The following is a 22,074-nucleotide window of genomic DNA, read 5'->3' as shown; positions in this document are numbered from 1 at the left end:
ACAGGCTTCAGACCGTCAGAGGAGGCGCTCTCGCGAGCGCGTGCCGCCACGCATGGGCGGTGGTGGAAGCGCTGAGGAAGCGCTCGGGCAGGCCGTGGCGCAACTCGGTGCGCAGCGGCGCCGCAGCCGCCGTCGGCGGGAAGGCCAGGGCGTCCTGATGCAGATGGCAGAACGCGCAGTGCTGGAAGAGCGCGTGATCCTGATCGTCCACGCCGCTGTCCGCGAGTCCCGCGCGCAGCTCCGCGGCGCGGGGGCCGACCACGCTGGATCGGCAGATCTGCGTCCACGGCGCCAGATCCCCGTTCAGCGCCTGCGCGGCCATCGAGGCCGCGGGCAGCAACGCCGCCAGCCAGAAGACCAGGACGGTCATCCAGCGGGCGGCGAGGGAGGGCATCTGCGGGCGCATGATGCGGCGGATTCTAGGCGGGGCACCGCGGCCCTCGCCCCGATTCCGACAAGACGATCGTCAGAACCGGTGACGCACGCCGACCGAGAAGCTGTTGCCGTTGCCGTTGGCCTGACCGGTCAGCTTGTCGCTCATCGCCATCGCGTAGACATCGGTGCGCTTGGACAGCCAGTGGTCATAACCCACGGTGAAGGTCTTGCGCCTGGCTCCGGCGCTCGGCGAGATCTGCCCGTACTGCGCCAGCACCTTGCCGTTGCCGATGGGCACGGACGCGCCCGCCTCGTAGAGCTTGTAGTCGATGTTCCGCGTGGTGTTGTCGACCTTGCCGTACTGGCCGAACAGCTTCACCACACCCGCGTCGTAGGACACGCTGCCCAGCCAGGTCTTGGAATCGTCGACTGGCGTGGCGCCATCCTTGCCGACCTTCTGATAGACCAGCGACGCCGCGAAGGGACCGCCGGCGTTGTACTGCACGCTCGCGCCGGTATTGCGCCCGCCGGCGCCTTCGCCCGCGGCGATGAAGGCCGTGCCGCTGAAGCCCTCGATCAGCGGCGTGGTGTACAGCACCGAATCGCTCCAGCCCGAATCGCCGGTGGTGGTGCCGTTGGTGAAGATGTGCCGGATCGTCGGCGAGTACCCGAAGCTGTCGCCGAAGGGGTTGTAGCTCAGCGCCGCGACGAACAGCGGCGTCGTGTTGCGGCCGAGCTTCACATCGCCCCAGGCCTTGTTGCGCAGGCCGACGAAGGCATTGCGGGCCCAGAACGCGTCGCCGTTGAAACGGCCGTTCAGGCCGCCGTCCGCGCGCAGGAAGGCGTCCAGCTGGAAGAAGGCGCTCAGGCCGTCGCCCAGGTCCTCGTTGCCTCGGAAGCCGAGGAAGCTGGTGCTCATCTTGCCGCTCTCGACGCCCTGGATCGAGGACGCGGTGCCGGCCGCCTTGGTGCTGCCGACGCTCATGTCGACCAGACCGTACAGGGACACGCTGCTCTGTGCCTGCGCGCTGCCACCGGCCAGGGCCAGCGCGGCGGCGACCGCGAGCGGTCCGGCCGTCATCGATCGAGGCAGGATCGATCGGGCCAGGGCGAGGGGGGAATGCGTCATGAAAGTGCTCCGGGTTGGATTCGAATGGTTGTGGGAGTACTGCTGAAAGGGAACCTGGGGAACCCGGACACGTGGCCCGGGTTCTGGGGGCGTCAGGCGCGGCCGGTCATGACGGCTGACCGCGATGGGCCCAGCCGGTGAGGCGGCGCTCGACGGCGGCGAAGAGTTCATACATGGCCATGGCCATCGCCCCGACGACGGCCAGCCCCGCGAAGGCGAGACCCATCTGCATCGACGATCCCGCCGAGATCAGCAGGTAGCCGATGCCCTCGTTGGCGGCGGTCATCTCCGACACGGTGGTGCCGACGAAGGCCAGCGTGATCGCCACCTTGAGCGCGCCGAAGAAATGCGGCATCGACCGCGGCAGCCCGACCTTGAACAGGATGTCCCGCCGGCGGGCGCCGAGCACGCGCAGCACGTCCTCGAGCTCCGGTTCGAGCGTGGCCAGGCCGGTGGCGATGTTGACCATGATCGGGAAGAAGCTGATCAGGAAGGCGGTCAGGATCGCCGGGCCCGCGCCGATGCCGAACCACACCACCAGGATGGGCACGAACGCGGCCTTGGGCAGCGCGTTGAAGCCGGTCATCAGCGGATACATCGCCTCGTACGCGAGCCGCGAGCTGCCCATCAGGCATCCCAGCGCGACGCCGACGACGATGGAGATCGAGAAGCCCGCCATCGTCACCCAGTAGCTCCGCCATGCATGCGCGAGGAGCGTCGCGTGGTGCTCCCACAGCTGGCGCGCGATCGCCCAGGGGCTGGGGAAGAGGTACTCGGAGATGTCGAAGAGCCCGCACACGCACTGCCAGCCCAGCAGCAGGGCGATGAGCAGCAGCCAGTGCGCGTTGCGACGCAGCAGCCGGCGGCCGCGGTGGGGGACGGGGGAGCCCGGCACGGCGGCGGTCATTGCGCGATCTCCATGCCTTGCTTCTTCAGCGCGCCGATGTGACCGCGCAGCTCGTGGACGATCTCGCCGAAGGCCGGCGTGTAGGTGATCTCCAGATCGCGCGGACGCGGCAGATCCACCTCGCGGCGCAGCTGCATGCGGCCCGGGCCCCTGCTCATCACGTAGATCGTGTCGGCGAGGAACACCGACTCGCGCAGGTCGTGCGTGACCAGGATGACGTTGAAGCCCTGCGTGGCCTGCAGGTCTCGCAGGATGCACCACAGCTCCTCGCGCGTGAACGCGTCCAGCGCGCCGAAGGGCTCGTCGAGCAGCAGCAGCTGGGGCTCATGGATCAGCGCGCGGCAGATGCTCGCGCGCTGCTGCATGCCGCCCGAGAGCTGCCAGGGGAACTTGTCCTCGTAACCCGCCAGGCCGACGCGCGCGAGCAGCGCGCGGGCGCGCGCCTCGAAGTCCGCGCGATGCGTCCTCCACTGCGAGCGGTAGGGCTCGACGATCTCCAGCGGCAGCATCACGTTGGCCAGCGTCGTGCGCCAGGGCAGCAGCGAGGCGGACTGGAAGGCCATGCCGCTGATCTTCAGCGGCCCGTGCACGGTGCGGCCGTCCACGCGGATCTCGCCGCGCGAGGGCGCCTTGAGCCCCGTGGTGAGCTTCATGAAGGTCGACTTGCCGCAGCCCGACGGGCCGACGATCGCGATGAACTCGCCGCGTGCGACCTTCAGGTCGATGGCCTCGACCGCGAAGCGGCCCTGCGCGAGCAGGTCTTCGTTGTAGGCCAGCCAGACATCGCGGAACTCGACGAAGGGCGCGGTGGCCGCGGCATCCACGGCATTCACGGCATTCCCTGTATCTGCGGCAGCAGCGGTGTGCATGGCGCTCACTTCCGGGGCGGCAGCACGTTGAGCTCCGCCGCGCTCGGCAGGAACGCCCCGTTCCACACCGCGACCGGATCGACGCGGGTCTTGGTGCCGTAGGCATCGGACACCTGGCTGGCCATCAGGCTCAGCCGCGGCGCGGCGATCTGGCCGAAGCCCTCGGCGCGCGCGTCGGGGCTGGCGATCACCGCGTCGATGGCCATGCGCAGGCGGCGCTTCTCCAGCTCGACGTTGATGATGCCGTCGCGTTCCTTGACGAAGGCGATCGCCGCGTCCGGCGCGGCCATCGTCTCCTTGGCGCCCTTGGCGAAGGCACGCAGGAAGGCCTTGAGCTGCTCGGGCTTCTCCTTGATGAACTTGGGCGACGCGATGATCGCGTTGCCGTAGAGCTTCACGCCATGGTCGGCGTAGGGGAAGACCACCACGTCGCCCGCCTTCACGCCGCGCGCCTCCAGGCTCAGCAGCGAGGTGAACGAGAACCCGGTGATCGCATCCACATCGCCGCGCGCGAGCATGGTCTCGCGCAGCGGCGGATCCATGCTGATCCACTGCGCCGCGCCGATCTTGTTGGCCTTGGCCAGGATGGGGAAGGCGCGGCGGCCGGCGTCGAAGACAGGCGCGCCCAGCTTCTTGCCGCCGAGGTCCGCCAGCGAGGCGATGCCGCTCTTCCTGAGCGCGAGCACCGCGGCAGGCGTGTTGTTGTAGACCATCATGACGGCCACCGGCTTGTTGGGCGCGTCGGGGTTGTTGGCGTGGAACTCCATCAGCGCCGCCATGTCGGCGAAGCCCAGGTCGTAGGACCCGGAGGCCACGCGCATCACCGCGCCGCCCGAGCCGTTGCCGGCATCCACGCTGACGTCGAGCTTCTCCTGCTTGAAGTAGCCCTTGGCCACCGGCAGCAGGAACAGCGCGGACGGACCCTCGAAGCGCCAGTCGAGCTGGAACTTGATCGGGGTCACGGCGGCGGCCGAGGCCTGGGCCTGGACCAGCGTCGAGGCGGTCGCGCCGGCCAGCAGGGCCAGCGTCAGCGCGGCGGCCTTCAGGGGGGCGGTGAGGGCGCGGCGGCGGGGAAGCGTCATTGGTGTCTCCTGGGAATCAACAGGAACACCGACGCAACGACCATGCCATTTCGCGACCGCATACGCCGAACGGCGTATGCGCGACGGCGTCGGGCAAGGCCGAGGCCGTCTTCACGCGTTCAGCGCAATGTATGCAGGCGGGTCATTCGTATGTATACAGTTCTGCGCGCACAAGTTCAGTGCCCGCGCTGCGGTCACTCGGTGCGCAGCAGGTCCAGCAGGGTGCGTGCGACGACCTTCGTCGCGCGGCGCAGGTCGTCGAGCGCGACGCGTTCATCGGCGCGCTTGGCGTGAGACTCCAGCACGGTCCGCGGACCCGCCCCGTAGATCGCGGCGGGGATGCCGTGCTCGCCGTACAGCCGCACGTCGGTGTACAGCGGCGTGCCGGAGGTCGGGATGGTCTCGCCGAAGACGGCCTCACCGTGGCGCTGCAGCGCTTCCACCAGCGGCCGGTTGCCGGGCAGCGGCTTGAGCGATCGCGCCAGCAGCAGGCGGCGCACGTCCACGGTGATGCCGGGGAAGGCGGCGGCGGCCTGCGCGATCGTGTCGCGGATCTCGGCCTCGACGACGACCGGATCCTCCTCGGGGATCATGCGACGATCGAGCTTGAACGTGACCTTGCCCGGCACGACGTTGGTGTTGGTGCCGCCCTCGATGCGGCCGACGTTCAGGTAGGGGTGTTTGATGCCCTCGACCTGCGACGTGATGCCGCGGTAGACCGCGTTGCGCGCGTACAGCGCGTTGAGCAGCGTGACCGCGCCTTGCAGCGCGTCGATGCCGGTGTCGGGGATGGCGGCATGCGCCATCTTGCCGTGCACCGTCACCTCCATCTGCAGGCAGCCGTTGTGCGCGGTGACGACTTGATAGCTGAAGCCGGCGGCGAGCAGGAAATCGGGCTTGGTCAGTCCCTGCTGGAGCAGCCAGCCCGGACCGAGCTCGCCGCCGAATTCCTCGTCATAGGTGAAGTGCAGCTCGACGCCGCCGCCCAGCGGCGTGCCCGCCGCGTGTAGCGACGCTTGCAGCGACTCCAGCGCGCGCAGCGCGAAGGTGTAGCTCGCGAAGTCACTCTTGCTGACCGCCGAGGCGCGTCCGTAGAGCTGGCCCTCGGCGATCTCGCCGCCGTAGGGGTCGTGCGTCCAGCCTTCGCCGGGCGGCACGACATCGCCGTGCGCGTTCAGCGCGATCACCGGGCCGGAGCCTTCGGGACCGAAGCGGCGGCGCACGATCAGGTTGGTCAGCGATTCCAGCCCGTACTCGCGAACCTGCGCCTGCGGCACCGGATGCGACTCGGCATGCAGGCCCATCTCGGCGAGCAGCTCGGCGGTGCGCGCGGCATGCGGCGCGTTGTTGCCGGGCGGCGTGTCGGTGGGCACGCGCACCAGCGCCTGCAGGTAGCGGACCTCGTCGTCGAAGTGCGCGTCGATCCAGGCGTCGAGCGCGTCGTAGAAGGCTTGTCGGGAGGTGGTCATGCGCGTGGGATCTCGGAATGCTTGAAGAGGGCGCTCAGCGGGCGTGAAGGTGCTCAGCGGCTCAGAGCCGGTCCAGCAGTGCCTGGAAGGCCTGGACGCAGAGCTCGGTGTCGTCGTTGCTGATGGCCTCGAGCGGGTTGTGGCTGATGCCCAGGTTCAGGCCGCGCTGGAACAGCATGGCCTGCGGCATCGCCTGATGGAGCTTCATCGCGTCGTGGCCGGCGCCCGAGGGCATGCGGTGCGCGGGCAGCCCGAGCGCGGCGACCGCCTGCTCCCAGCGCGCCTGCCAGGCGGGATCGCTGGGCGCGGCAGCCGCGGCCTCGGTGCGCTCCAGCGTGAAGCTCAGGCCGCGTCGCTCGCAGATGGCGGCCAGGCGTGCGCGCACGTCGGCGTCGAGCGCGTCACGCGCCTCGTCCGTGGTGGCGCGCAGGTCCAGGCTGAATCGGCAGCGGCCGGGGATGACGTTGATCGAGCCGTTGGGCACCTGCAGCTGACCCACGGTGCCGACGACCTCGGGCACCGCGCCGGCGCGTTCCTCGACGTACAGGATCAGCTCGGCCACCGCGGCAGCGGCGTCACGGCGCCGGTCCATCGGCGTCGTGCCCGCATGCGACGCCAGGCCGCGCAGCTCGCCGACGTAGCGGATGCTGCCGTTGATCGAGGTCACGATGCCCAGCGGCAGGTCGAGCTCGTTGAGCACCGGGCCCTGTTCGATGTGGACCTCGATGAAGCCGAGGTAGCGCGCGGGATCGCGGCGCAGCGCCTGGATCGCGTCCATCGTCGCGGGCAGTCCGGCCTCGCGCATCAGGTCGCGCAGCACGACGCCATCGGCATCGGCCTGATCGAGCCACGTCGGATCGAAGCGGCCCACCAGCGCGCTGGAGCCGAGGAACGTCGCCTTGTAGCGCTGGCCTTCCTCCTCGGAGAAACCGACGACCTCCAGGCCGTGCCGCAGGCGCCGGCCCTGGCGATGCAGCTCGCGCACGCAGGCCATCGGCACGAGGATGCCGAGCCGGCCGTCGTACTTGCCGCCATTGCGCACCGTGTCGTAATGGCTGCCGGTGAGAAGCCGCGGCGCGTCGGCGTCGGTGCCGTGATAGACGCCGACCACATTGCCGACCGCGTCGATGCCGACCTCATCGAAGCCGCATTCGCGCATCCAGTCCGCGAGCTGCGCCGCCGCCGCGCGATGCGCGTCGGTCAGGTAGAGCACGGTGAGCTGACCGTTCTCGGCGAACCCCGGATCCGAGAAGCGCGCCAGCGATTCGGCCCAGTCCCAGACCTGGTTGCCCAGCGTGGGCGTGATGCCGAACTTGTCGTTCAGCCGGATCTCGGCGATGCGGTGGATGTTGCGCAGGCACTCGGCGCGCTCGATGTCGGGATGCGCGTTCAGTCGGCGCGCGAAGGTGTCAATGATCTGGTGCCGCGTCAGTCCCAGCCCGCGCGGGCCGCGCACGGCCAGGATGAAGGGCCAGCCGAAGCGCGCGTTGTAGTCGGCGTTGAGCTGCTGCAGCCGGGCGAATTCCTCGGGGCTGCAGTCGGTGAGGCCGGCAGTGCGTTGCTCGTTCGTCGACTCGGCGGTCAGGGTCTTGGCGACCATCGCCTTGCCGGCGAGCTCCGGGTGCGCGCGGATCAGGCCGAGCTGCTCGTCGACCGACGCTTCGCGGACCACGCGCGCCAGCGCGTGCTTGAGCGCCGCGAGGCTGGCGAATCCGTCGGCGGGCCGGGCCGCGAAGGCGCGGCGCGCGATCCATGGAGAGTGCTCGTAGATGCCGTCCAGCAGCGCGACGAGGGCGTCCTCGCCGGCGGCGTTCAGTTGATCGAGGGTCATCATGCTCAGCCCCACACGAAGGCCTTGTCCGCATCGAACGGATGCGTGGCGCGCCAGTGGCGGGCGATGTCGACGCGGCGTGCGATCCAGACGCGGTCGTGGCGCTCGACGTGATCGAGGAAGCGCTGCAACGCGCGCATCCGGCCGGGGCGTCCCAGCAGCCGGCAGTGCATGCCGATGCTCATCATCTTGGGCGACTCGGCGCCCTCCGCGTAGAGCACGTCGAAGGTGTCGCGCAGGTACTCGAAGAACTCGTCGCCGTGGCTGAATCCCTGCGGCAGCGAGAAGCGCATGTCGTTGCAGTCCAGCGTGTAGGGCACGACCAGGTGGGGCGTGAGCGCGCCGTCGGTCTTGCGGACGTTGAGCCAGAAGGGCAGGTCGTCGCCGTAGTAGTCGCTGTCGTACTCGAAGCCGCCGAAGTCCGCGACCAGGCGGCGCGTGTGCGGGCTGTCGCGGCCGGTGTACCAGCCCGAGGGCCGCTCGCCGGTCAGCCGCTGCAGGATGTCCATGCCGATGTCCATGTGCTGGCGCTCGATGGACTCGTCCATGTTCTGGTAATGGATCCAGCGCCAGCCGTGGCAGGCGATCTCATGGTTGAGCTGCACCAGCGCGTGCGCCAGCTCCGGATGCCGCTCCAGCGCCATCGACACGCCGAAGACGGTCAGCGGCAGCGCGCGTTTCTCGAATTCGCGCAGCAGCCGCCACACGCCCACGCGCGAGCCGTATTCGTAGATGCCTTCCATGCTCAGGTGGCGCGCCGGATAGGCGGCCGGGTTGAACATCTCGGACAGGAACTGCTCGCTGCCGGCGTCGCCGTGCAGCACGGAGTTCTCGCCGCCCTCCTCGTAGTTGAGGACGAACTGCAGCGCGATGCGCGCCTGGCCCGGCCAGTTCGCGTGCGGCGGATGCTCGCCGTAGCCGATGAGGTCGCGGGGATAACCGGGGGAGAGGACGGGCTTCATGGCAGGTGATGCGGGTCGGGTCGGGACAGGGCAGGACAGGGCAGTACGAGCCGGACGCGGGTCGAGGCTCAGGGCTGCAGGACCGATTTCAGGTCCTGCACGCGCGGGTCCAGCCGCAGGTTGGATTCGACGTTGCCGAGGTGCGCGTCCAGCAGCTTGAGCGCGGCGCGTTTGTCGTGCGCTTCGAGCGCGTCGACGATGGCCTCGTGCTCGGCCTGGGACTCGGCGGCGGAGTGCGAGCTCTGGTACATCAGCGCGATCAGCGAGCTGCGCGAGAGCAGATCGGTCAGCAGCTGGGCCAGCACCTCGTTGCCCTGCATGCGCGCGAGCACGACGTGGAAGTCCGCCAGGAGCCGCGTGCGGCCGGGCACGTCGGTGCGTCCGATGGCCTCGCGTTCCTGCTTCAGATGGGCCCGCAGCTGCTTGATCTGCGCGGGGGTGATGCGCTGGCAGAGGTCGGCGAGCATGGCGGCTTCCAGCATCTTGCGCACCTCGAAGACCTGGCGGGCTTCCTCGACGCTGGGCTGCGCGACGAAGGCGCCACGAGCGGGCTCGAGCCGCACCAGCCGGTCGCGGCTGAGCTGATTCAGCGCCTGGCGGACCAGCGTGCGGGAGCAATCGAAGATGTCGGCCAGCTGCTGCTCGACGAGCTTGGTGCCCGGCATCAGCCGGCGCTCGACGATCGCCTGCGTGATCGAGGCGGTGATGCGCTGGGTGACGGACGCGTTGGCGTCGAGGTCGCGGGCGTTCATGGGTTGAGCGGCGGTGATCTTGAGCCCCTCGCCCGCGCAGCGGGAGAGGGGTTGGGGTGAGGGCTCATGGCAGGGCACTCAGTGTGCCCGCGAGTGTATACACTTTGCCCCTCGACTCTCCGATCACTTGAGATCCCGATGGGCAAACTCACCACCCACGTCCTGGACACGATGCATGGCAGCCCGGCCGGGGGCATGGCGGTCCGGCTCTACCGGATCGAAGGCGGCGAGCCGAAGCTGCTGCAGGTGCTCACGCTGAATGCCGACGGCCGCGCCGACGCGCCGCTGCTGGAGGGCGCCTCGCTGCTGACCGGCCGCTACCGCCTGGTGTTCGAGGTCGCCGACTATTTCCGCGCCCGTCGCGTGACGCTGCCCGAGCCTGCCTTCCTCGACGAGGTGCCGCTGGACTTTGGCATCGCCGATGCCAGCGCGCATTACCACGTGCCTTTGCTGGCCAGCCCGTGGGCCTACTCCACCTACCGCGGCAGCTGAGACCCCGCCCATGCGTCCCTGGCAGACCCTGGCCCTGAGGCTCGCGCGCGAGCCCGCGGTGCTGGTGCGCGTGGATGAGCTGCGGGGCAGCGGCCCACGCGAGGTCGGCGCCTGGATGGCGGTGACCGCGTCGGACGTCGTGGGCACGATCGGCGGCGGCCAGCTGGAGTTCGACGCCATCGCCAAGGCGCGCGCCGCGTTGGCCGCTGGCCGGGTGGTGGACGCCCGCCAGCGTTTCGCGCTCGGACCCTCGTTGGGGCAATGCTGCGGCGGTGTGGTCTGGCTGAGCTTCGACCTGCTGGACGCGCAACGCATCGCCGGCTTGGCGGACCTGCTCGGCGTGCAGGACGACTGGCGGCGGATCGCGCTCTTCGGCGGCGGCCATGTGGGCCGCGCGATCGTGGACCTGCTGGCCCGCCTGCCCGCGCGCGTGCACTGGATCGACAGCCGCGAGGGCATGTTCCCTGAGCCGCTGCCCGACAACGTGCGGGCCGAGCAGTCCGAGCCGGTGCAGGGCGCGGTACCGACGCTGGCGCCTGGATCGCACGTGCTCATCATGAGCTTCAGCCACGCCGAGGACCTGGACATCCTGGCCGCCTGCCTCAAGCGCCAGCGCGAGGCGCGCGACCTGCCCTACATCGGGCTGATCGGCAGCAAGAGCAAGTGGGCGACCTTCCAGCACCGGCTCGAGGCCCGCGGCTTCAGCGCGCCGGAGCTGGCGCACGTGACCTGCCCGATCGGCATTCCAGGCATCTCGGGCAAGCAGCCGGAGCTGGTGGCGCTGGCGGTGGTGGCGCAGGTGATGCAGGACTGTATACACTCCGCGCCTTGACGTCGCCGCGGCGCCCAGGTTTCTTCAGCGCGACGCTCGCCGGTTCACAGCGCCCGCAGTGGTGGTCCGGAACTTGCTCAACGTTCGTTGATGGACAGCTACCTGCTTGACTGGGCCAATCTGCTGCTGCGCTGGCTGCACGTGATCGTGGCCATCGCCTGGATCGGCGCCTCCTTCTATTTCGTCTGGCTGGACAACCACCTGGTCAAGCCGCAGGCCGACGATCTCCGCGCCAAGGGCGTCGACGGCGAGTTGTGGGCCGTGCACGGCGGCGGCTTCTACAACCCGCAGAAGTACATGGTCGCGCCGGCGCACCTGCCGCAACACCTGCACTGGTTCTACTGGGAGAGCTACTGGACGTGGATGAGCGGCTTCGCGCTCTTCGCGCTGCTGTATCTCTTCAACGCCGACACCTACCTGATCGACAAGCGCGTCTTCGACTGGAGCGCGCCGGCGGCGGTGGCGGGCGCGCTCGGATTCCTCGCCGGCGGCTGGCTGATCTATGACCAGATCTGCCGGCGCTTCGGGCGCAAGGCCGATGGCTCGATCGGCAACGACGGCGTGGTGCTCGGCCTGATCGCGGCGGTGATCGTCGCCGCGGCCTGGGGCGCGAGCCAGCTCTTTGCCGGACGCGCGGCCTTCCTGATCACCGGCGCCATGATCGCCACGATGATGAGCGCCAACGTGTTCTTCTGGATCATCCCGGGCCAGAAGCAGGTGATCGCGGACATGCGCGCGGGCCGGCCCGTCGATCCCATCCACGGCCAGCGCGGCAAGCAGCGCAGCGTGCACAACACCTACTTCACGTTGCCGGTGCTGATCGCGATGCTGTCCAACCACTACGGCATGCTCTACAGCCATCCGCAGAACTGGCTGGTGCTGGTGATGCTGATGCTGGCGGGCGCGCTGGTGCGGACCTGGTTCGTGAAACGCCACAAGGGCGTGGACGCGTGGCCGCTGCTGGTTGCGGTGGCGATGCTGCTGGCGGTGCTGATCTCCTGGCTCGCGCCGACCCCGACGATGGTGCCGGTGACGACGGCGCCGGCCACGGTGAGCACGCCGGCCTCCGGCGCTGCCGCAGGCACTGCCGCCGTCGTCGACGGCACCGGTCCGGTGAGTTTCGATACCGTGAAACGCATCGTCGACGCGCGCTGCCTGGCCTGCCACAACGCGGCGCTGGCGCCCAAGCGCATCCAGTTCCACGAGCCCCAGCTGATCGAGCAGCACGCCGCGGAGATCTACCAGCAGGTCGTCGTGCAAAAGAGCATGCCGCTCAACAACGCGACCGGCATCACCGACGAGGAACGCGCGACGCTGGGCCGCTGGTTCAAGCAGCGTTGACCCCGACCTAGAACGTGGGAATGACGGCTGGCCGCCCGCGCGCCAGACTGCGCGCGGCCTCGCCTGACGCGCGGGGCGGGGAGGCGGCTGATGGCCAACAACAACGCACCGTTCCATCCGATCATCTACGTGCGCGGCTTCGCGATGACGCGCGGCGAGATCGACGAGACCACCGCCGATCCGTTCTGCGGCTTCAACCTCGGCTCGACGACGATGCGCGCGTCGGCCAGCAACAAGGAGCGGCCGCGCAAGTTCGTCTTCGAATCGCCGGTCGTGCGGCTCGCCTCGGAATTCGGCTACAGCGACGTCTACGAGGACGGGCTGGACATCGTCGATCCCGGCTGGGAATTCGACGCCAGCGGCAAGCCCACTGACAACGTGCTGGGCAGCAAGTCCATCGTCATCTACCGCTACTACGACCCGGCCTCGACGCTGTTCGGGACGGGCAAGACGCCCACGATCGAGGACTTCGCCAAGGGGCTTTCCGAGCTCGTGGCCAAGGTGCGCGAGCTGCTGCTGGCCAATCCGCGCAGCGGCGTGGACAAGCCCGAGGACTTCCGCTGCCACCTGGTCGCGCACTCGATGGGCGGGCTGGTGTGCCGGGCCTTCCTGCAGAACGCGGCGCTCGACCCGAAGCAGGTGGCGGGCTGCGTGGACAAGTTCTTCACCTACGCCACGCCGCACAACGGCATCGACATGCTGGGGCTGAACGTGCCGTCGTGGTTCGCGGCGATGGACATCAGCAACTTCAACCGCGGCCAGCGCATGGCCGATTACCTCGACCTCAAGGCGGCTTTCGCGCGCCATGACGCGGTGGACCTGATTCCGGAGTCGCGTTTCCCGTCGCGCAACGTGTTCACGATGGTCGGCACGAACCGGCTGGACTACGAGGCCGCCGCCGGCCTGTCGCGCACCTTCGTCGGCAACGGCAGCGACGGGCTGGTGAAGATCGAGAACGCCACGCTGCGCGGGCTCAACGAGGACGGCAGCGTCGGCTCGCCCTGCGCGAAGGCCTTCGCCTACCGCTCGCATTCGGGCTTCTACGGCATCGTCAACAGCGAGGAGGCCTTCCAGAACCTCACGCGTTTCCTCTTCGGCGACGTGCGCGTGGACGTGTGGATGGACATCGACGAGATCCGGCTGCCGGCCGACGTGCTCAAGGCCGCGGACGGGCAGCAGGCGCGCGTCAACGCGCTGTACCAGATCGAGATGCTGGCGTCGCCGCGCGGCAAGCTCTGGTACCTGACGCGCCGCACGGCCGAGGAGGACTCCGTGGCCTGCCTCACGCACGCGGACTGGCTGCAGTGCGGCGGCAGCAGCTCGCATTACCTGTCGACGGTGTTCCTGGCCAACCGCGCGAAGGTCAATCCCAGACGGCGATCGCTGGCGTATGGGCTGACGCTGGGCGTGAAGGTGCCGGACTACGAGATCGACCAGCGCCTGTGGCTGAACCAGCATTTCGAGGGCGGGTATCTGTTCCGCAACGCGCTGATCCTGGAGATGGAGCCGCCCCGCGCGGACGGCACGCCGTGGAAGGTGAAGTACGCGTGGCAGGACGCGGGCGTGTCGCTGGCCGACACGGCGCTCACGCCGCAGCAGATCGCGGGCGAAGCGGTCGAGGTCAACGTGGAGGTCGACAGCGCGACCATCGCCGCGGACGGCACGCGCCAGCCCAGCAGCCCCGGCATCAAGGGCCGACTGCGCTTCGTGATCCGCGGGTGGAATCAGGACGCGCCCTGAGGAACGCCGAAGCGATCTGAAGCGCCGTGACGCGAGCTGTTCCCCGCCGGTCAGGGTGCCGGCGTCAGCGTGATGGTCCAGTGCCGCATCTTGCCCATGACGGCTTCCATCCCGGGCGGAATGTCCTTGGCGGGACGAGGCGTGTTGCGGGCGCGGCCCGCGAGCGTCTTGCCGTCGGCCGAGGCGCGCAGCGTGTAGAAGGTGCCGCTGCCGATCTTCATGCGGACCACGCCGTCGCGCGCTTCCCAGGTCCCGGTGGACGTCGTGCGCGGCGAGGTCATCGTCGCCACACCGCCCGGCTGGAAGGCGATGACGGTCTGCTGCGTGGAGGTCCAGCGGGTGCCCTCGAAGACCTGCGCGGTGTTGACCGGGCCGGGCGCGGGCTGGATGTAGTCCCCGTCCATGGGCCACATCACGCGCTCGGCGGGGAAGGCGAGTTGTCCCTTCACGTTGTCGCGCGAGGCCTCGACCATGTTGGTGATGCGCAGCGTGCCGATCGCCGGATCGCGCAGCACGGCGGTCATGCCGTTGTCGACGTAGGTGCCCGCGCGCAGGAACTCCTTCGTGAAGCCCAGGTACAGCGCGGTGTTGGGCGCCACCTTGAAGCTCAGCTGATTGCCGTGACCGGTCGGGAACACGACCAGGCCGAGCGCCTGCCCGCGTTCCGCCAGGGCGCGCAGCAGGCGGCGGTGGAAGTCGGCCATCGCGGGCGCGGCCACGCCGTCGACGGAGATGGTCTCGGACAGGACCTCCAGCGGATAGATCGGGAATCGCGTCGGGCTGAGCTGCACGCAGGTCCACCAGCCGCGCGCGGCGATGGCGACCGCGGGTGCCTGGGCCGGTGCGAACTCGCGGGCGTCGTCTGGGTCCGCCGAGCCCAGCAGCGCGGCGATCCACGCCTGCGCCTCGGCTGGCGCGGACTGGCCCGTGCAGCGCACGATCCCCGCCGCGGCGTCGGGCGCGGACAGCATCTTCAGCTCGGGGAAGCGATCGGGGATCTCGACTTCGGCCCGGGCCGGTGCGGCGAAGGCAGTCGCGAGCCCGAGGGTCAGGGCCAGGGCGTGCGGGCGCAGCGAACGCGATGAACGAGATGAAGGCGATGAAGGCGATGAAGGCGATGAACGCGGTGTGGGAGATGCCATGGCGAAGTCCTTGAGCGAGGCGGGGTGGCCGACTGTAAACGTGATAATCCGCGCCTAGCCCGGAGGGAGGACGCTTGCGTCGAGCCGGGACCACCCCACGCGGCCGCAGAGCCGACCTGACATGACCGCCATTTCCGACGCCGCGCGCGAGCTGCGCGCCGCGCTCCATGCCGCCACCACCGGGCTCGTCGGCCGCGAGCCGCTCGCCGAGCTGATCGTCCTGGCCGCCGTCGCCCAGGAACACCTGCTGGTGGTCGGCCCGCCCGGCACCGGCAAGAGCGCCGTCGTGCGACGCGTCGCGCAGGCGCTGGGCGGCCGCTACTTCGAATACCTGCTGGGCCGCTTCACCGAGCCCACCGAGCTCTTCGGCCCCGTGGACCTGCGCAAGCTGCGCGAGGGCACTGTCGAGACCGACGTCACCGGCATGCTGCCCGAGGCCGACGTGGCCTTCCTCGACGAGGTCTTCCTCGGATCCACCGCCATCCTCAACACGCTGCTGGGCGTGCTCAACGAGCGCCGCTTCCGCCGCGGCCACACGCAGCTCGCCTGCCCGCTGCGCGTGTGTGTCGGTGCAGCCAACGGCCTGCCCGAGGACGAGGCGCTCGCCGCCTTCGCCGATCGCTTCCTGCTGCACGCCTTCGTCGAGCCGGTGCCCGATGAGCAACTGGAATCGCTGCTCGAGGGCGGCTGGCGCAGCGACTTCCAGGCCGTCGACGGCCCGGGCGCGATGGTCCACCTCGATCTGCTGGGCAAGCATCTCAAGGAGGTCCGCATGGACGCCGTGCGGCCCGTGCTGGCCGAGGCGATCCGTCAGCTGCGCGCTGCGGGACTGCGGCTGTCGGACCGGCGCATCGTCAAGGCGCAGCGCCTGATCGCCGCGGCCGCCGTGCTGGCGGGCCGGCTCGAGGCGCTGCCCGCGGATCTCTGGCCGCTGCGTTACGTGCTGCCCACGCAGCAGGCGCAACTGCAGGCGCGGGACGTGCTCAAGGCGCAGCTCGCGCACGCGGAGCACCCGCACCTGCGCTACGCCGTCGAGGAGGCCGCGATGCAGCCGCTGTCGCGCGTGGGCCGGCTGATCGCGCAGGCGCAGGCCTGCCTCAGCGCGGCGGTCGACGCGGCGAACGGCCATCCGGCCATCACCAGCGTGCTGCGTGAGATCGACGCCAACTTCGCCCCCGAGCAATTGCCGGCCGAGCTGGCGGCGGCGCGCGAGCAGCTGCTGGCGCGGCTGCGCGTCGAGGGTGCGAGCGGCACGATCGGCACGATCGGCACCACGCTGCAATGAGCGCGATCAACGCGGCCCTGACGCCGCGCCGCTGGGCGTGGCGGGCTGCAGCGGAGCCGATTCCGGCGGCGCAGGCGGCGATCGCCCATGGCGAGCCGGCGCGCGCGTTGCTGGTGGCCTTGGCCGCCTTGCCGCCCGCTCGCCGCGCGGACCTGCGCCTGAGCGCGGCGGCCGATTGGCTCGTCGTGCTCGGCAATCCCGCGACGATGCCCTGGGTCGATGGCATCCGCTATGCCGCGCCCGCCGCGCAGGCACCGATGCTGTGGCTGCCCACGCATGTCTCGCCCGATGTCGACGCGGGGCTGGTCTTCAATGCCCTGAAGCGCCGGCACGGGCGCACGCCCTTGCTGCTGTGGGCCGCGCCCGAGGCGGTGCTGCCGCTGGACCGCGCTCAGCCCGCCGATGAGGCGACCTTGCGCGCCATCGCCGCGCGCTGGGGGCTGCCGGCAGCATTCCCCGTGGCAACGGAGGACGCGACAGAGGTGACGGTTGCGGCGGAGGGCGTGGCATGAGCACGGCCTTCGCGTTGCCCGCCCCGTTGCAGCGCTGGCACGGCTGGCTGGCCTGGTTCGATCCGATGCTGGCCGAGTCGCTGGGCGAGCTGGTGCGCCGGCTGCAGGACCTGGCCGGGCCGGCCAAGGCGCGCTCCGGACGGTCGCCCGTCGAGCCCGAGGGGCTCGGGGATCTGCGCTCGCGCGGGCCGTACGACCGGCTGTTGACCACCGAATGGCTGCTGGCCGAGGAACTCCCTGAGGAGTTCCTGCGCCGCGCAGCCTCGCAGGAACACCTGTTCCTCGCGCCGACGCTGCGGGCGACGCCGACGGATCGCGCGGTGGTCGCGCTGTTCGACGCCGGCCCGCTGCAGCTGGGCGCGCCGCGACTGGCGCACCTGGCCGCGTGGGTGCTGCTGGCGCGCCGCGCCGAGGAACTCGGCGGGTCGCTGTTCTGGGGCGTGGTGCAGGAGCCCGGGCAATTGCACGAAGCGTCCGGCGTGCGCGAGCTCGCGCGTCTGATGCGCGCTCGGACCTTCGTCGCCGCCAGCGATGCGCACCGCAGTGCCTGGCGCGAGGCGATCGCCGGCATGCAGGTCTCGCTCGAGGTCGCTGAGGACCCTGCGGCAATGGAGGCGAAGGGGCCGGCGGGCACGGTCCGTGACCCGGACGCGTCCGCGTCGCTGCGTGTCGGCGCGGCCATCGCCGCGCTCGCGGCGCACAAGCGCCGCCGCGAATGCCCCGATCTGCGTGAGGCGGAGCTGTGGTGGATCGGCGCGCCGACGCCGGCGCTCGCAGCGCCCACGGGACAGGAGCGCGCGCTGAGCCTGCGACTGCGGCTGATGACGCCGGAGCTGGAGGTCGCGTTGGCGGCGCCGGGCGTGACGCGGCGTGCGGTACTGCCGCTGCCCGATGAGCGCATCTCCGCGCGCCTGCTGCGGGCTGATTTCAAGACGCCGGTCCCGGCCCTGACGGCGCCGGGCGGCGTGAACCACGCGCGGCCGGCCCGGCGCGCACCGCCGCGCGGTCATGCGCCCTTGATGGCGATGACGCAGGCGCCGCGATTCGCGCGGGGCGGCGATCACCTGATGGTGCCCGGGATCGACGGCTCTCACACGGCGCTGGTGTTCTCGGTACCGGCGGCCGACGGCAAGCGCGGCGTGCAACGTCGCGCGCATCAATGGTCAGCTCGGCAGTCGCCCGTCGCGCTCGGCGTGGACGGGCTGACCTCGTTCGGACTGATGCAGGTGGCCGCGGACCGCGACGTGCATCAGGGCTGGCATCTGCCGGATTTCGGGGGGCGTCGGCTGACCGATCTCGACGAGTTCAAGGCCACGCCGGGCACGGCGAAATGGATGCCGCTGGTGGTGCTCAAGCACGAGCAGCAAAGCGCGTTGCTCCTGCTCGATGACGCGCGGCAGCTGTCGTTCTGGCCCAGCAGGCGCACGGCGCAGGAGGCGCATCTGCGCATCGTCGGTCGCGAGGTGCTGGCGATGGCCGCGTCCACCGATGACCTCGCGATCGTCCTCAGCTACAAGCAGGAACGGCTGTGGCTCTGGGAGGTCGGCCTGAACCCGCCGGATCGCGGCGGCATCGCCGTGCTGGACCTGCCGGAGCAGCCCGATCGCGTCTTCCTCGCCCTGCGCGTGCGGCCGCCCCTCGAGCCTCGATGGGGCTGGTTGCACCTGCCGGTGGCGGTGGCAGCGCGGGTCGACGCGGACACCGAGACCTGGCGGATGCGCTGGTCGTCCGAGAAGGAAGATCTCTTCTTCCAGCACAAGGGCGGCGAACTGCCCGAGGCCACGGTGCGCGCGCCGAGCGGTGGCCGGGTCATCGGCCTCACGACGGTGGACGGTGAAGCATCGCCGTCGCTGATCGTGCTCGTGGGCAAGCGCGCCTTGCTGCGCGTGTCCGTGAACGTCACCGAAGCCATCTTCCAGGCGGACGCCGACATCGTGCAGGCGAGCGTCTGCCCGTGGTCCGGGCGCGTCGCGGTGATCACGCGGGACCGCGAGCTCGTCGTGATCGACGGATCCAGCGGGCAGCCGCTGATGATCGCGCGCGACGAGAAGCCGGCCGACGCGTCCCACGCGACCGGGGCATCCGTGGCCGGGCAGGGGAGCAATCGATGACGCGCGGCGCGGAAATCCAGCGTCCGGTGCTCGCGGGCCGGCAGGCCGTCGACGCCTTGTGGTGGCCGGCGGCGTGGCATGACGAGCCGGCACGTCGCGAGATCGTGCTCGCGTCCTGGTGCGAGGGCGCGGCGCTGCATCGCTTCGAGGACGGCGATCTCTTGATCTGGCCGGCCTCGCGATGGGCGGACTGCGGCGCGCTCGGCGCGTGGCCGCTGCGGCGCCAGCATGGCGTGCTGTGCAGCGCGCAGGTGTCGAGCGAGGAATGGCGCGATCGCGCCGCCGGGGCCGATGGATCCCATGGATCCGGGCATGGACCGCTCGTCGCCGACGCCTGGCTGGCCGAAGGCGGACGCCTGCGTCCGCTGCGTTTCAGCGACGCGCGACGCGTCGATCCGTCGGAATGGCTGGACGCGGACACGCCCTTGATCGAGCCCTTCGACCTGACGCAGCCCGCGCGGGAAGCCGCGTTCGTGCTGGCGCCGCGCGATCTGCGCGAAGTGCTCGGCCCGGAGGTGCCCGGTGGGACGGCGAGCGCCACGCGCGAGATGCTGGAGGCGCTGCGCAAGGCCGGGGCGGCGTCGGCGCGCCGCGGAGCAGCCGCATCAGGTGATCGCGGTGGCGCCTCGCCGAGCTCGTTCAACGGCGGTGGCGCCGAGGGCGGGTGGACCACCTTGCGCATCGTGTTGAGCGCGTCCGCGGTCATCACGGTGATGCGCATGTGCGCCGAGGATCGTCAATCGAGCGCCAGCTTCAAGACCGACTGGACCTTGCTGATCACGGTGCTCGTCTGCGCGGCGTTCTTCGGGCTGATCGCCTATCTCGCTCGCGGCAAAGGCGTTCGCCCGGGAACAGGGACGGGGACAGGGACCGGGACCGGGACCGGAAATGGCGCGGGATCGGGGCGAGGTGTCGGCATCAGTGGTGGCGGTCGCTCGATCCTGGGCACCGCGGCGGGCGCGGCCGCGCGCGTGGTGGACCGCGCGGCGCGCGCGTTGGCCGCGACCGGCCTGCCCGAGCGGCTGAACCGCGCGGGCATCCGTCCGCAGGCCTGGCGGCAATGGGCCGCGCGCGTGGCTGCGACCTCGGGGCTGATGTCCATGATCGGCGCGCGCAACGCGGCCTACATGCGGCGTGTGCTGCGGATGTTCGACGAGGACCAGCTCAAGGACGCGCTGCGTCATGCGCCGCCGCTGGGCGGTGGCCCGGGCGACGGCGCGCTGGGGCAGGCCTTCCTGCTCGGCGCGCGCCACAGCCTGTCGCTGAACGCGGCCAACACGCCGGCCACCGCGGGCATGGTCTTCGGCGACGAGCTCATGTCGCATCTGCGCCAGCTCTATCGCAAGACCGCCGAGCGGCTGGAGGCGCAAGGCCGCTTCGACGAGGCGGCCTATGTGCATGCGGTGCTGCTCGGCGAGAAGCAAGGCGCGCTGGACATGCTCGAGCGGCATGGGCAGCTCGCCAAGGCCGCGGAGCTCGCGCTGAGCTGGGACATGCCCGCGGCGGTGATCGTGCGCTACTACGCGCTGGCCGGCGATTGGCGCCAGGCGGTGCGCGTGGCGCGGCGCGATCGCGCGTTCGCCGATGCCGTCGTGGCCTTGGAGAAGCGCTGGCCCGATCCGGCGCGGCGCTTGCGCGTGGAATGGGCCGAGTCGCTGGCCGCGCGCGGCGAACTGCGCGAGGCGATCCGTGTGATCTGGCCGGTGCAGGAGGCCGAGGCACGCGAGCGCGCCGCGATCTGGCTGACAGCCGTCGAAGCGGCGGGCGGGGCCGAGGCCGCACGGGCGATCGTCTGGCGCGCGCAGGGCTGGCCGGAGACGCTGGCGGCGTATCAGGACGCGCTCGAGCAGTGGCTCTACGAGCCCGATCGCACCGTCGAGCGCGCCGCGATGGCCGATGAATTGCTGGGTCTGAGCGAGACGGGCCGTTGGACGCATCGCCTCGCGCTGATGCTGGTGGGACCGATGCTCGAGGACCAGGTCCGGCTCGATCCCCCGCCGCTGCGCTTCGAGCAGATCGCACGGCTGACCCGGATGGCCGGGGATCCTTCGTTCGCGGCCGACCTGCCGCCGATCAAGAGGTCCATCGTCGATCGCGAGCCGCAGGTGCTGAGCACGCGGTCCTCGCCGCTTCTCGGCACGATGCCCGACGCGGGCGGCCTGCCCGTGCGCGATGCGTTGCCGCTGCCCGATGGCGAATGGCTGCTGGCGCTGGGCGAGTCCGGCGTCGTGCGGCTCGATGCGCGGGGCCGTCGTCGCGCGCATCTGCCGGTGCCAGCGGATCGGCTGGTGGGCGCCTTCGACGGCGGATCGGCCTTGCTGCTCGCGGCTCGTCCATCCGGCGATGCGCAGGACTGGCGCGTCACGCGTCTGGTGGTGCCGGAAGAGCGGCTCGTCGATCTGGGCGTGCATCGATTCGATGCGTTCTCGACGCAATTCGACGGCGAGACGTGGACGGTCGCCGAGGGCCGCCGGGTGCGTGTGCTCGATGTGTTGTCGCCGATGCTGGGCGAGGTGCTGTGGCAGGTCGCGGATCTGCCGGGGCGGGTGCGCGACATCGACACGCGCCAGGAGCAGGAGCACTGGTGGATTGACGGTGCGGACACGAAGAGTGCCGATGAACACTGGCGCTATGGCCTGCCGACGCGCCGCTTGCTCGTCCGCGACCCGTTGACGCTGGCGATGCCGACCAAGGACGGCAGCGATCGGGTGCATCGCGTCGCGATCAGCAACGGCGAGCTGCTGGACTTCCGTCCCGGCATCAACGACGCGGGCAAACGCGTGCTTCAGCCGATGAATCCGTCGAATCCGAAGCAGCGATACCCGGAACTGCTGCTCGCGGATCGTCACGTGATCGGGCTGGGTGGACGCTGGTTGGCGTGCTGGGTCGTCGAGCAGGACGAGGCCACCGGCGAGGCCTTGCCCCAGCGCGTGGAACTGGTCTGCCTGGAGACCGGGCGCCTGCACGCCCGCTGGCCGTGGACGTCGACGCAGCCGCCGCGAGCGCGATTCTTCCGCGGCGTCTGGATGGTCTTCGATGACGAGGGCCGTTTCGCGGCGCTCGACACGGCGAACTGCCAGCAGTGGGCACTGTCCGCTGCAGGTCGGTCCTGACACGTCTCCGGGTCAGCCCGGTGGCGCGCTTCTTCCTCTGATTCCAAAATCCGGAACATCGTTTCAAGAGTGAGACGAAGCTGCTGGAATGAGCAGGGATAGCAGGGATAGCTGGGAAGAAGGACCGGTA

18 protein-coding genes are annotated in these 22,074 nt (G+C 70.4%); 8 read left to right on the top strand and 10 right to left on the bottom strand.

Annotated elements, in window-relative coordinates; translation table 11 throughout:
• Window positions 1–7: 7 nt before the first annotated feature.
• From ACNI65_RS16520 to ACNI65_RS16480, 9 genes are all read right to left on the bottom strand, one after another.
• Entirely contained in the window at window positions 8–394 is a 387-nt protein-coding gene (locus tag ACNI65_RS16520; RefSeq protein WP_416758041.1) for a DUF2946 domain-containing protein, read from the bottom strand.
• A 72-nt stretch (window positions 395–466) separates the two neighbouring features.
• The gene (locus ACNI65_RS16515) at window positions 467–1,504 is read right to left on the bottom strand and encodes a porin (RefSeq protein WP_416758039.1); all 1,038 of its coding nucleotides are present in this window, start codon (window positions 1,502–1,504) and stop codon (window positions 467–469) included.
• Between the two features lie 106 nt (window positions 1,505–1,610).
• On the bottom strand, window positions 1,611–2,411 hold the full coding sequence (locus tag ACNI65_RS16510) for an ABC transporter permease (RefSeq protein WP_416758038.1): 801 nt from the start codon (window positions 2,409–2,411) through the stop codon (window positions 1,611–1,613).
• On the bottom strand, window positions 2,408–3,280 hold the full coding sequence (locus tag ACNI65_RS16505; protein WP_416758037.1) for an ABC transporter ATP-binding protein: 873 nt from the start codon (window positions 3,278–3,280) through the stop codon (window positions 2,408–2,410). Before ACNI65_RS16505 ends, ACNI65_RS16510 begins: the two co-directional genes overlap by 4 nt.
• A 5-nt stretch (window positions 3,281–3,285) precedes the next feature.
• Window positions 3,286–4,362: an ABC transporter substrate-binding protein gene (locus ACNI65_RS16500; RefSeq protein ID WP_416758036.1), complete on the bottom strand. Its 1,077-nt coding sequence runs from the start codon at window positions 4,360–4,362 to the stop codon at window positions 3,286–3,288.
• A 194-nt stretch (window positions 4,363–4,556) separates the two neighbouring features.
• Window positions 4,557–5,831 carry a M20 family metallopeptidase gene (locus tag ACNI65_RS16495; protein ID WP_416758034.1) on the bottom strand — a complete coding sequence of 425 codons (1,275 nt, stop codon included), beginning with the start codon at window positions 5,829–5,831 and terminating at the stop codon, window positions 4,557–4,559.
• Between the two features lie 61 nt (window positions 5,832–5,892).
• Window positions 5,893–7,665 carry a 2-oxo-4-hydroxy-4-carboxy-5-ureidoimidazoline decarboxylase gene (uraD, locus tag ACNI65_RS16490; protein ID WP_416758033.1) on the bottom strand — a complete coding sequence of 591 codons (1,773 nt, stop codon included), beginning with the start codon at window positions 7,663–7,665 and terminating at the stop codon, window positions 5,893–5,895.
• Window positions 7,666–7,667: 2 nt separating this feature from the next.
• The gene (puuE, locus tag ACNI65_RS16485; protein WP_416758032.1) at window positions 7,668–8,624 is read right to left on the bottom strand and encodes an allantoinase PuuE; all 957 of its coding nucleotides are present in this window, start codon (window positions 8,622–8,624) and stop codon (window positions 7,668–7,670) included.
• 68 nt (window positions 8,625–8,692) lie between these two features.
• Complete coding sequence (locus tag ACNI65_RS16480) at window positions 8,693–9,376, bottom strand: GntR family transcriptional regulator (RefSeq protein ID WP_416758031.1); 684 nt, start codon at window positions 9,374–9,376, stop codon at window positions 8,693–8,695.
• 138 nt (window positions 9,377–9,514) lie between these two features.
• On the opposite strand from ACNI65_RS16480, the gene uraH reads away from it, so the two are divergent.
• From uraH to ACNI65_RS16460, 4 genes are all read left to right on the top strand, one after another.
• Window positions 9,515–9,868 (top strand): hydroxyisourate hydrolase, encoded by a 354-nt coding sequence (uraH, locus tag ACNI65_RS16475; RefSeq protein ID WP_416758030.1) that lies wholly within the window; start codon window positions 9,515–9,517, stop codon window positions 9,866–9,868.
• Window positions 9,869–9,878: 10 nt separating this feature from the next.
• The gene (gene xdhC / locus ACNI65_RS16470; RefSeq protein ID WP_416758028.1) at window positions 9,879–10,700 is read left to right on the top strand and encodes a xanthine dehydrogenase accessory protein XdhC; all 822 of its coding nucleotides are present in this window, start codon (window positions 9,879–9,881) and stop codon (window positions 10,698–10,700) included.
• Window positions 10,701–10,790: 90 nt separating this feature from the next.
• A complete protein-coding gene (locus ACNI65_RS16465) occupies window positions 10,791–12,041 on the top strand; it encodes a urate hydroxylase PuuD (protein ID WP_416758026.1) in 1,251 nt (416 codons plus the stop codon).
• A gap of 90 nt (window positions 12,042–12,131) precedes the next feature.
• Window positions 12,132–13,781, top strand: a complete 1,650-nt coding sequence (locus ACNI65_RS16460; protein ID WP_416758025.1) for an esterase/lipase family protein — start codon at window positions 12,132–12,134, stop codon at window positions 13,779–13,781.
• Window positions 13,782–13,831: 50 nt separating this feature from the next.
• Here the strand turns inward: ACNI65_RS16460 and ACNI65_RS16455 are convergent, their stop codons facing one another.
• Window positions 13,832–14,752, bottom strand: coding sequence for a hypothetical protein (locus tag ACNI65_RS16455; RefSeq protein WP_416758023.1), 921 nt, complete (start codon window positions 14,750–14,752; stop codon window positions 13,832–13,834).
• Between the two features lie 292 nt (window positions 14,753–15,044).
• Between ACNI65_RS16455 and ACNI65_RS16450 the strand changes: the two genes are divergently transcribed.
• Genes ACNI65_RS16450 through ACNI65_RS16435 form a run of 4 tightly spaced genes read left to right on the top strand, consistent with a single transcriptional unit; the run spans window position 15,045 to window position 21,944 of the window.
• A complete protein-coding gene (locus tag ACNI65_RS16450; protein WP_416758021.1) occupies window positions 15,045–16,208 on the top strand; it encodes an AAA family ATPase in 1,164 nt (387 codons plus the stop codon).
• Window positions 16,205–16,720 carry a hypothetical protein gene (locus tag ACNI65_RS16445; RefSeq protein ID WP_416758019.1) on the top strand — a complete coding sequence of 172 codons (516 nt, stop codon included), beginning with the start codon at window positions 16,205–16,207 and terminating at the stop codon, window positions 16,718–16,720. Before ACNI65_RS16450 ends, ACNI65_RS16445 begins: the two co-directional genes overlap by 4 nt.
• Complete coding sequence (locus tag ACNI65_RS16440) at window positions 16,717–18,831, top strand: hypothetical protein (protein WP_416758018.1); 2,115 nt, start codon at window positions 16,717–16,719, stop codon at window positions 18,829–18,831. The genes ACNI65_RS16445 and ACNI65_RS16440 overlap by 4 nt, the downstream gene beginning before the upstream one ends.
• Window positions 18,828–21,944, top strand: coding sequence for a bpX6 domain-containing protein (locus ACNI65_RS16435; protein ID WP_416758016.1), 3,117 nt, complete (start codon window positions 18,828–18,830; stop codon window positions 21,942–21,944). The genes ACNI65_RS16440 and ACNI65_RS16435 overlap by 4 nt, the downstream gene beginning before the upstream one ends.
• The last annotated feature ends 130 nt before the right edge of the window (window positions 21,945–22,074 follow it).

Source organism: Roseateles sp. So40a (assembly GCF_048081605.1).
GTDB lineage: Bacteria > Pseudomonadota > Gammaproteobacteria > Burkholderiales > Burkholderiaceae_C > Roseateles.
The sequence above is the reverse complement of the archived record's forward strand: the minus strand, read 5'-3'. Positions and strand labels throughout refer to the sequence as shown.

Bases quoted from the DNA above. Each gene is read 5' to 3' on its own strand.
- ACNI65_RS16455 (WP_416758023.1), bottom strand. From the start codon at position 14,752: ATGCTGTCCGCGCCCGACGCCGCGGCGGGGATCGTGCGCTGCACGGGC.
- puuE (WP_416758032.1), bottom strand. From the start codon at position 8,624: ATGAAGCCCGTCCTCTCCCCCGGTTATCCCCGCGACCTCATCGGCTAC.
- ACNI65_RS16460 (WP_416758025.1), top strand. From the start codon at position 12,132: ATGGCCAACAACAACGCACCGTTCCATCCGATCATCTACGTGCGCGGC.
- ACNI65_RS16440 (WP_416758018.1), top strand. From the start codon at position 16,717: ATGAGCACGGCCTTCGCGTTGCCCGCCCCGTTGCAGCGCTGGCACGGC.
- uraD (WP_416758033.1), bottom strand. From the start codon at position 7,665: ATGATGACCCTCGATCAACTGAACGCCGCCGGCGAGGACGCCCTCGTC.
- ACNI65_RS16445 (WP_416758019.1), top strand. From the start codon at position 16,205: ATGAGCGCGATCAACGCGGCCCTGACGCCGCGCCGCTGGGCGTGGCGG.
- xdhC (WP_416758028.1), top strand. From the start codon at position 9,879: ATGCGTCCCTGGCAGACCCTGGCCCTGAGGCTCGCGCGCGAGCCCGCG.
- ACNI65_RS16450 (WP_416758021.1), top strand. From the start codon at position 15,045: ATGACCGCCATTTCCGACGCCGCGCGCGAGCTGCGCGCCGCGCTCCAT.
- uraH (WP_416758030.1), top strand. From the start codon at position 9,515: ATGGGCAAACTCACCACCCACGTCCTGGACACGATGCATGGCAGCCCG.
- ACNI65_RS16495 (WP_416758034.1), bottom strand. From the start codon at position 5,831: ATGACCACCTCCCGACAAGCCTTCTACGACGCGCTCGACGCCTGGATC.
- ACNI65_RS16510 (WP_416758038.1), bottom strand. From the start codon at position 2,411: ATGACCGCCGCCGTGCCGGGCTCCCCCGTCCCCCACCGCGGCCGCCGG.
- ACNI65_RS16500 (WP_416758036.1), bottom strand. From the start codon at position 4,362: ATGACGCTTCCCCGCCGCCGCGCCCTCACCGCCCCCCTGAAGGCCGCC.
- ACNI65_RS16515 (WP_416758039.1), bottom strand. From the start codon at position 1,504: ATGACGCATTCCCCCCTCGCCCTGGCCCGATCGATCCTGCCTCGATCG.
- ACNI65_RS16505 (WP_416758037.1), bottom strand. From the start codon at position 3,280: ATGCACACCGCTGCTGCCGCAGATACAGGGAATGCCGTGAATGCCGTG.
- ACNI65_RS16435 (WP_416758016.1), top strand. From the start codon at position 18,828: ATGACGCGCGGCGCGGAAATCCAGCGTCCGGTGCTCGCGGGCCGGCAG.
- ACNI65_RS16465 (WP_416758026.1), top strand. From the start codon at position 10,791: ATGGACAGCTACCTGCTTGACTGGGCCAATCTGCTGCTGCGCTGGCTG.
- ACNI65_RS16480 (WP_416758031.1), bottom strand. From the start codon at position 9,376: ATGAACGCCCGCGACCTCGACGCCAACGCGTCCGTCACCCAGCGCATC.
- ACNI65_RS16520 (WP_416758041.1), bottom strand. From the start codon at position 394: ATGCCCTCCCTCGCCGCCCGCTGGATGACCGTCCTGGTCTTCTGGCTG.